The following is an 8,690-nucleotide window of genomic DNA, read 5'->3' on the forward strand; positions in this document are numbered from 1 at the left end:
ATCAGGTCAGCCCTTGATCGCTCCAGTGAGGACGCCCGACGTGAAGTACCGCTGGAGGAACGGGTAGACGATCAGGATCGGGAGCGTCGCCAGGACGATCACCGCCATCTGCAGCGTGACGCCCGGGGGCGGCGGCTGGTCCGGGGAGACGATCGCCCCGGGGATCTGGACCCCCGCCAGGACGTACTGCTGGAGCACGACCTGGATGGGCCACTTCTCGGCGTCGTTGATGTACAGGAGGGCGTTGAAGTAGGTGTTCCAGTACCCGACCGCGTAGAACAGGCCCATCACCGCGAGCACGGGTTTGGAGAGGGGCAGCACGATCTGGAGGAAGATCCGCCATTCGCCTGCGCCGTCGATCCGGGCCGCTTCGATGAGTTCCTCTGGCAGGCCTTGGAAGAAGTTCCTGATGACGATCATGTTGAACGCCGAGATGAGGCCCGGGATGATCAGCGACCAGGTCGAGTCCAGGAGCCCGAGGTACTTGACGAGCATGAAGTTCGGAATGATCCCGGCGCTGAAGAACATCGTCGCCAGGATCATCACGAGCACGAACTTCGCCCCCGGCACTTGCCGGGTCCGCGCCAGGCCCCAGGCGAGCATCGAGGTCGCGGCAAGGGACAGGAGCGTGCCCACCACGGTGATGAACAGCGAGTTCGTGAGGCCCTGGGTGACGGTGCCGCCGTTGAAGATCGCCCGGTAGGCGTCGAGGGAGAACTCGGTCGGGAACACCACCCCGGCGCGGGCCTGGGACGGCGCGGCGAAGCTCATCGCGATGACGTACACGAGCGGGTAGATCATGGTGACCACGATCAGGCTGATCACCACGGCCTTGACCGCGCGGATCCCCATGGAGGGCGGGCTGAGCCAGGGCGCGCCGGCGCGGCGCTGCTGCGTGAGTGAGGCCATCAGTAGATCCCTTCTCCGCCGAGTCGTTTGGCTATCTTGTTGGCCGACAGCACGAGGATCGTGCCGATGACACCCTTGAGCAGGCCCGCCGCGGTCGCGACACCCCATTGGCCGCCGAGCACGCCGCGGAAGTAGACGAACGTGTCGAGCACTTCGGCGGCCTCGGAGCCGACCATGGGCTGCTGCAGCAGGAGCTGTTCGAAGCCGACCGTGAGGATCGACCCGATGTTGAGGATGAGCAGCAACGTCGCGACCGGGACGAGTGCCGGGAGCGTGATGTGCCAGGTGCGCTGCCACGGGGTCGCGCCGTCGATCGCGGCGGCCTCGTAACGGTCGTTCGGGATGCTCGCGATCGCGGCGAAGAAGATGATGGTGCCCCAGCCGCAGTCTTTCCAGATGTTCTGGGCCACAACAAGGAGCTTGAAGGTGTCGGCGTTCGTCATCGCGTCGAACCCGCTGACGCCCCAGCCGTCGAGCAGGCCCGCGACGAGGCCGCCGCCGCCCAGCACCTGCTGCCACACCGAGATCACGATGACCCACGACAGGAAGTAGGGCAGGTAAACGATCGTCTGGACCATGCGCTTGAGGCGCTCGGACAGCAGCGAGTTGAGCAGCAGCGCGAGCGCGATCGGCGCGGGGAAGGCGAAGACGAGCTGGAGCACCGCGATGACGAGGGTGTTCTCCAGCGCCTGGAGCACCGCCGGGTCTTCGAACAGCACCGTGAAGTTGGCGAAGCCCACGAACGGCGACCCGGCGAAGCCCCGAAAGGGCGAGTACTGCTGGAACGCCACGATGTTGCCGAGCATCGGCGCGTACGCGAACACCAGGAAGAACAGCGCGCCCGGGACGATGAACGTATAGGTCCAGCGTTCGCGCCAGATCCTCTGGAGCAGCGAGCCTTTGCGCTTTGAAGCGGCAGAAGGCCCCGAGGCCCGCGCGGTGCGGGTCTCGGGGCGTGCGGCGGTTTTCACGCTCACTTGCCGGCGTCCTTGAGGGCCTGGGTGTACTCGTCCTTGACCTGCGTGCCGCCCTGCGACATGTAGTTCGAGACGAACGACTCCAGGTCGTCGATGCTCTCGCGCCCGGTGATCACCCCGTTCTCGAAGTCCGTCCACAGCTGCTTGAGCTGCGCCCCCTTGGTCACAAAGGTCGGGGACGCGCCTTCGAGCCCGGTCAGGGGCCGGTCGATCGAGTTCTGGGCCAGGGCCTCCATGACCGTGACGAACGAGTCCGCCCAAGGCGCGGCGTTCGGGTGGATGCGGTAGGAGTTGTCGCCGGACGAGACGCCCACGTACTGCACCCCGAGCTCGGTCGTGTAGTCCGGGTTCGTGACGGGCATGCCGAACTCGTCGAACTCGTAGTGGCGGCCCTCCTGGCCCGAGCCGATGAACAGCGCCTCCTCGGACCCGAACGGCGCGGAGAAGTAATCGAGCACGTTGAGGATCTGGGTCAGCCGCTCCTCGTCCTCGGCCGCGGCGGCCGAGACGCACGTCGACTTGCCGTAAGGCACGTTCCGCACCACGAGCTGGGAGGAGCCGTCGAAGCCGGGCATGTCGAAGAAGTCGAACTTCGCGCCCGGGAGGTCCGCCTCCCACTGCGACATGCCGGCCGCGCCGATCGCCGCGCCGACCGCGTCGTAGCGGATCGCCGCGCCCGAGACGATGTCGGTGGGCGTGGGGGACATGGAGACCGGGTCGAAGATGCCCTCGGCCCACGCGCGGGCGAGCCATTCGAGCATGAGCTTGTAGTTCTCGGTCTCGATCATGTGGACCAGGTCGCCCGCGTCGTTGTGCTGCCATTCGGGGCCGGTCTTGAACAGGCGCTGGAACATCGAAGCGGTGCCGGGGTGGGCGTCGTACTTGTTGAGTCCGTAGACCTTCTGCCCGCCCGGCCCCGTGCCGAGCGCCGAGACCTCCTTGAGCATGGTGAACAGCTCGTCGGCGTCCTTGGGGGCGCGGCCGATCGAGGTCTGGTCGACCAGGTCGGCGCGCATGACCGGAAGGTTGGTGAGCGCCCAGACGATCGAGGGGATCTGGTAGATCCGCCCGTCCTTGAGGCTCGCGGCCCAGATCTCCTCTTTACGCGCTGCCAGGTTGGGCCACTTGAGGATGTTGTCGCCCGACAGGGTCTCGGAGAGGTCAGCGAACGCACCGTCCCGGATGCCCTGGAGGTTCACGGCGGACTGGTCGTTGACGAACACCAGGTCAGGGACCTCGCCGGAGGCCAGCATCGTGGCGAACTTCTGGTCGAACACCGGTTGGGGCACGAACTGCGGCTCGAAGCTGACGCCCAGGCGTTCGTTCAGCTCCTGCCAGTACGGGTTCTCGTCCAAGGGCTTCGAGGGGTCGCCCCAGGTGAGCTGGAAGCTGGTGACCTTCCCACCGGAACCGGGCTCGCGGTTCACCGACTTGAAGTAGGTCTTCGGGTAGTCGGTGTAGACGTTCTCCATGCCTTCGGTCTCAGTCGCATAGAACGGCTGGACGTCGAGGTCAGGGGCGGGCTGGTACGTCGGCATGTCGTAGTCGCCGCCGGCGGAGCCGCCGGCGTTCTCCGAGCATCCGGCGGCGGTCGCGCCGACCGCGGCCGCCGCGGCCGCGGCCCCTGCGGCACCGAGGAAGTTGCGGCGTGAGAATTCGACCATGAGAGGGGTCCTCCTATTGGTGTCCCTGTGAGTGATGGTGCTGTCGTCGACGGGTGGGGGAGGCCGTCAGGTGCCGGAAGGGGGCGGTCTCCGTGTCTCACCGTCGAGAGAAGGTTATCAACATGATCGACAACGGTCAATGATCGGCCTCGTTCGGACATGTTGATCTCGGGATGAGAACCGCTCCCGTGCAGTCATATTCGCAGTTCAAAGGCATTGAGTCGAGTTTTGAGTTCGATCAAGTTCGAGCCTGCATGTTGAGATAACGTTTATCTCAAACGCGGATCCCGGGGCGTTGCTCGCGCCGACCGTCTCGTATCCTCGAACCCATGGCCTCCTCGAAGTCGTACCGCGCCCCCGTCCTCGCCGATGTCGCGAAGGCGGCGGGCGTCTCGGTGCCCACCGTCTCCCGCGTGCTCAACGGCACCAAGAACGTCGCCCCCGAACTGGCCCAGCGGGTCCACGCGGCGGTGAAGGAGCTCGGCTACCGCCCCAACAGCGCCGCCCGGTCGCTGCGGCTGAGTCAGCCGAACCTCATCTCGATCATCGCTGAGGCCACGACGTCGAGCTACGGCTACGCGAACACGCTCAGCGGCGTCGAGACCGCCGCCCAGCGGGCGGGGATGTCGGTGTCAATAACGATCGTGTCGTCCGATGAGGACGAATCGGTGATGCGGGCGGTCGACCTCGCCCTGTCGCAGCCCATCGGCGGCGCGATCGTCCTGGAGTTCCGCCAGGCCGGCATCAAGGCCTCGCGGGCGCTGCCCGCGTCGCTCCCGGTCGTCGCCGCCGGGGGCGAGTCGGAGCGCAAGGACGGGTCGCTCGCGGCCCTCATCGACGAGGCCGCCGGGGGCCGCCAGGTGACGGAGTACCTGCTGCGACAAGGGCACCGGACCGTCCACCACATCTCCGGGCCAACCGGCGGCAAGGTCTCCGGCCGCACCGAGGGCTGGCGCGCCGCGCTCCAGGACGCGGGGGCCGAGGTCCCCACGGTGATGCACTCCGAATGGGACGCGCTCTCCGGATACCGCTGGGGCGAGCGGATCGCAGGCCGGGACGACGTGACCGCCGTCTTCTGCGGCAACGACGAGATCGCCCTGGGTGTCATGCGGGCCCTGGCCGACCGCGGCCTCGACGTCCCCCGCGACGTCTCCGTCGCGGGCTTCGACGGCCAGCCCCTCGTCTCCCTCTGGCGCCCGTCCCTGACGACCGTCGAGCAGGACTTCGAGGACTTGGGAGCGCGCGCATTCGAGCTGCTGTCCCAGCAGCTGCAAGGCAAGACGGACCTCCAGTCCTCGGTGGTCAAGCCGCAGCTCGTGGTCCGGGAGTCCACGGCGCCGCCGCGCCGCTGACAGACGGAAAAGGCCCCTGGCGCATCGCGCCAGGGGCCGTCCGCTACTGCGGCGCGTCGCCGAAGTCCTCGATGCGGAGCCGCTCGCCGCCGCGCAGCGCCGACTCGTGGGCCACGATGCCGGGGAGCGTGTACCGCGCCGCCACCCAGGCGTTCACCGTCGGGAGGGTCTGCTCGTTCACGGCGGTCACGAAGTCGTTCACCAGGAGCTGGTGGCTTCCCATGTGGCCGTTGCCGAGCCCCTTGAACTCGACCGGCAGCGCCGAGGTGTCGTGGACGGGCGCGTGGCCGGAGATGAACGAATCGTGCAGCGCCGGGTCGACCTTGGCCAGGACCGGGTCGTCGGCGCCGGTCGCCCAGCCGGGCTTCAGCAGCTCGGTGACGTCCTGCAGGTCATCGGACTTCTTGTGCCAGAAGCTGGTGCGGGAGCCCTGCTCGAGGATGCCCTTGGTGCCGTAGAAGACGAAGCGGGACTCGGGGACCCAGTGGGCGAGGCCGATGCGGCGGAACTCGTTGGTGCGGAAGCTGCCCCCGTCGGCGGTCTCGAACAGCGCGGTGGCGTTCGAGATGTCGTTGTCGAACATGCTCACGTCCTTGTCGAAGACGCCGTCGCCGAGCTGGTCGGGCACGCCGATCGCGCTGACGCTCACCGCGTGCGTGTTCCAGGCGCCGAGGACGCCGCCGACGGCGTGCGTGGGGTACTTCATGGGCGGGAAGCTCGCGGTCTTCTTCCAGTCGGCGCCGCCGCTGTACTGGTACGCCGCATAGAAGCCGTGGTCCATGTCGTGCAGGTAGTCGCCCTCGGCGTAGAAGAGTCGGCCGAACCCGCCCTCGGCCGCCTTCTGCCGGGCGAGCACCGTGGCCGGGTGGTACTGGCTGGTCTCGCCCATCATGTAGGTCAGGCCGGTCTCCTTGACCGCGTCGATGATCTCGCCGATCTCCTCGACGGTGAACGCCATCGGCACCGCGCAGTACACGTGCTTGCCCGCGCGCAGCGCCTTGACGACGAGCGGCCCGTGGGTCCACCGCTGCGTGAAGATCGCGACGGCGTCCACATCGGAGGCGAGCATCGCGTCGAAGTCCTCCTCCGCGCCGGCCAGCCCGAGGTCCTCGACGAGGGTCGCGGCCCGCTCGGGGATCAGGTCGGTGGCGGTGACGCGGGAGACGCCGGGGTGCGCGTTGAACAGTTTCGCGAAAGCGCCGGCGAACTGCCCGGCCCCGACGATGCCGATAGCGAACACGGAGAAGCTCCTTCATTGCAGGTATGTGGCCGAACGGCCGGTGCCGGACGCCGCCACGAACGTATAGGTTCTGATCCGAGAAGTCTTCATCGAAACGAGCGAGTGTTTCTTGGATACTCAGATCGAACCGCCCCGCCTGGTGGGCTGGGCCGGGCGCCCGGTCCTTATGGACACCGCCCACCAGCACGACGACCTTGAGATCAACTTCGTGGCCGAGGGCGGCACCATGCTCTACCTCTTCGGCGGCGAACCCGTCGAGATCGGCCCCGGTTCCGTGGCGGCCTTCTGGGCGGCCGTGCCGCACCAGCTCGTCGCGAACGGCGCGACCCGGGCGCACTGGGTCCACGTGCCGTTCGCGACCTTCCTGGGCTGGGGCCTGCCCGCCGCCCTCGTAGGCCGCCTGCTCTCCGGCATGCCGCTCATCGCCCCGCCTGCGGCCGCAATGGCATCGGACCCGGCGAACTTCACGCAGTGGGCCGCCGACCTGGCCAGCGCCCAGCCCGAGCGCCGCCGCATCCTCCTGCTCGAGGTCGAGGCCCGGGTGCGCCGCCTCGCGCTCGACGCGCCGGGCGAGCCGGTGCGCCCGTACACCGGCGGCGACCCGGCGCTGCGGCACGTCGTCGCCATGGTCCGCCACCTGGCCGGGCACTTCCGCGAGCCGCTGACGGTGGCCGATGTGGCCGCCGCGGCGAACCTCCACCCGAACTACGCGATGACGCACTTCCGCAAGATCGTGCGCACCACGATCGGCGACTACCTCACCCGCTGCCGCCTCGCCGAAGGCCGCCGGCTCCTCATCACCACCGACCTGCCGATCGCCGACGTGGCCGCCGAGTCGGGCTTCAGCTCAGTGAGCCGCTTCTACACCGCGTTCAAGACCGAATGCGGCGTGCCGCCGGCCGCGTACCGCCGTCAGCATCAGTGACCGATGGGCAGGGCGGCTGATGTGTCGGTGCACGACGAAGGGCCGGGACAGGGCGGCCGGTGAGCACGGCTTCGCCGCGCTCACAAATCAGCCGCTCTGCCCCGGCCCGTCCACCGCACCTATTCAGGCAGCGCGATCGCCACGACCTCGAAGCCGGGCGCGTCGATCTTCACGGCGTCAGGCCGGTCGGCGACGACGACGAGCCGGTCGCCGCTCGCCCAGAACCGGAACCAGACATCGTCCTCAGCGGAGACGGTCGCCTTGTCGCCGCCGGGAAAGCTCCGGCCGGCCGTGTACGGCTTGAGCGCGCGCATCCACTCGGCCACGCCTTCGAGGGTGCGGACCTGGATCTCGGGGATGCGGCCGGACGCGTCGGGGCCGACGTTGAGCAGCAGGCGCCCGCCGCGCGAGACCACGTCCGCGTAGTGCTTCGCCAGCGCGAGCGGGCTCAGCGTGAACGAGGCGTCCTCGACCCGGTTGTAACCGAAGGAGGATCCGAGGCCGCGGTTGTGCTCCCACCCGACGCCGGTCTCGTGGTCGGCGGCCATGGAGTACTCGCTCGTGCGGTAGTCCCAGATATCGGCGCCCCACCGGTCGTTCACGATCCCGTCGGGGACCTCGCTGCGGTAGTGCGCGATGAGCGCGTCGAGCGAGCCGTCCTCCTTGCCCGTCTCCGGCCATTCGATGTCGTTCCACAGCACCGAAGGCCGGTAGCGGTCGATCAGGTCGCGGACGTGCGCCGTCGCGTAGGCGGTGTACTCGGCGTCGTTGGGGCGGTACCGCCAGATGTCGTCGGTCTCGACGATCGGCGGGTTGTCGGTGATCTTCCAGTCCAGGCCGCCCGAGTAGTACACGCCGAAGCGCATGCCCTCGGCCCGCACGGCCTCCGCGAGCGGGGTGAGCAGGTCCTGCTTCGGGCCGCGGTCGACGGTGTTGAACCCCTCGCTGCCGGGCGCGTCCCAGAGGGTCACGCCGTCGTGGTGCTTCGTCACGGGCACCACGTAGTCGGCCCCCAGACTGCGGAACAGCCGCGCCCACTCGGCGGGGTCGTACGCCTCGGCCTTCCACTGGTCCAGGAAGTCCTCGTACGGCGCCGAGCCGTAGACCTCGGCGTGGTGCGCCCCCGCCAGGGACCCCTCGATGCGGATGGTGTTGGCGTACCACTCCGCGTAGGAGCTGTGCTTGAACCAGCCGCCCTCGGGCTCGGGCTCGCCCGCCACATGCTCCGGCTCGGCCCAGGCGGGCACCGCGTACGCCCCCCAGTGGATGAAGATGCCGAGGCTCGCCTCCAGCGCCCAGTCGGGCAGGTTGTCGCGGTGCGCACCAGTCATGGTCGGTAGTCCTTTCACAGCGTCAGTCGGCCTCGAGCCTAGGCCCGCAGACCTGCGACCGGAAGGGAATCATTCACCGACTGGTGGTCGGTTTTCACCACGGTCGGACACGCCGACGGCGCGACCCCGGCAGGCCGCGCCGTCGGCTGTCAGTGGGGCTCAGCCCAGCGTCCACCGCTGGTTGGAGCCGCCGGTGCAGCTCCACAGCTGCACCTTGGTGCCGTTCGCGGTCGCCGCGCCCGCCACGTCCAGGCACAGCCCGGACGAACTGGTGATCGAGCCGTCCGCGTTG

8 protein-coding genes are annotated in these 8,690 nt (G+C 68.6%); 2 read left to right on the top strand and 6 right to left on the bottom strand.

The genetic code is table 11. The features are described 5' to 3' along the window. Positions 1-6: 6 nt before the first annotated feature. Genes J5V16_RS16805 through J5V16_RS16815 form a run of 3 tightly spaced genes read right to left on the bottom strand, consistent with a single transcriptional unit; the run spans position 7 to position 3,550 of the window. Positions 7-909, bottom strand: a complete 903-nt coding sequence (locus tag J5V16_RS16805) for a carbohydrate ABC transporter permease (protein ID WP_208497645.1) — start codon at positions 907-909, stop codon at positions 7-9. After that, the gene (locus J5V16_RS24575) at positions 909-1,886 is read right to left on the bottom strand and encodes an ABC transporter permease (protein WP_208497647.1); all 978 of its coding nucleotides are present in this window, start codon (positions 1,884-1,886) and stop codon (positions 909-911) included. Before J5V16_RS24575 ends, J5V16_RS16805 begins: the two co-directional genes overlap by 1 nt. Continuing rightward, the gene (locus J5V16_RS16815) at positions 1,883-3,550 is read right to left on the bottom strand and encodes a twin-arginine translocation signal domain-containing protein (RefSeq protein ID WP_208497649.1); all 1,668 of its coding nucleotides are present in this window, start codon (positions 3,548-3,550) and stop codon (positions 1,883-1,885) included. Before J5V16_RS16815 ends, J5V16_RS24575 begins: the two co-directional genes overlap by 4 nt. 329 nt (positions 3,551-3,879) lie before the next feature. Here J5V16_RS16815 and J5V16_RS16820 point away from each other — a divergent pair, with 329 nt between their 5' ends. Beyond that, positions 3,880-4,902: a LacI family DNA-binding transcriptional regulator gene (locus J5V16_RS16820; RefSeq protein ID WP_208497651.1), complete on the top strand. Its 1,023-nt coding sequence runs from the start codon at positions 3,880-3,882 to the stop codon at positions 4,900-4,902. A 43-nt stretch (positions 4,903-4,945) separates the two neighbouring features. Here J5V16_RS16820 and J5V16_RS16825 read toward each other — a convergent pair whose 3' ends face one another. Further along, positions 4,946-6,142 (bottom strand): Gfo/Idh/MocA family protein, encoded by a 1,197-nt coding sequence (locus J5V16_RS16825; protein WP_208497653.1) that lies wholly within the window; start codon positions 6,140-6,142, stop codon positions 4,946-4,948. Between the two features lie 109 nt (positions 6,143-6,251). Between J5V16_RS16825 and J5V16_RS16830 the strand changes: the two genes are divergently transcribed. Beyond that, the gene (locus J5V16_RS16830) at positions 6,252-7,067 is read left to right on the top strand and encodes a helix-turn-helix domain-containing protein (RefSeq protein ID WP_208497654.1); all 816 of its coding nucleotides are present in this window, start codon (positions 6,252-6,254) and stop codon (positions 7,065-7,067) included. Between the two features lie 119 nt (positions 7,068-7,186). On the opposite strand, the gene J5V16_RS16835 is transcribed toward J5V16_RS16830, so the two are convergent. After that, the gene (locus tag J5V16_RS16835; protein ID WP_208497656.1) at positions 7,187-8,398 is read right to left on the bottom strand and encodes an alpha-L-fucosidase; all 1,212 of its coding nucleotides are present in this window, start codon (positions 8,396-8,398) and stop codon (positions 7,187-7,189) included. 159 nt (positions 8,399-8,557) lie between these two features. Next, positions 8,558-8,690: RICIN domain-containing protein (locus J5V16_RS25790; protein WP_208497668.1), on the bottom strand; the 133-nt coding region annotated here is incomplete at its 5' end.

Source organism: Glycomyces niveus, from assembly GCF_017592475.1.
GTDB lineage: Bacteria > Actinomycetota > Actinomycetes > Mycobacteriales > Micromonosporaceae > Glycomyces > Glycomyces niveus.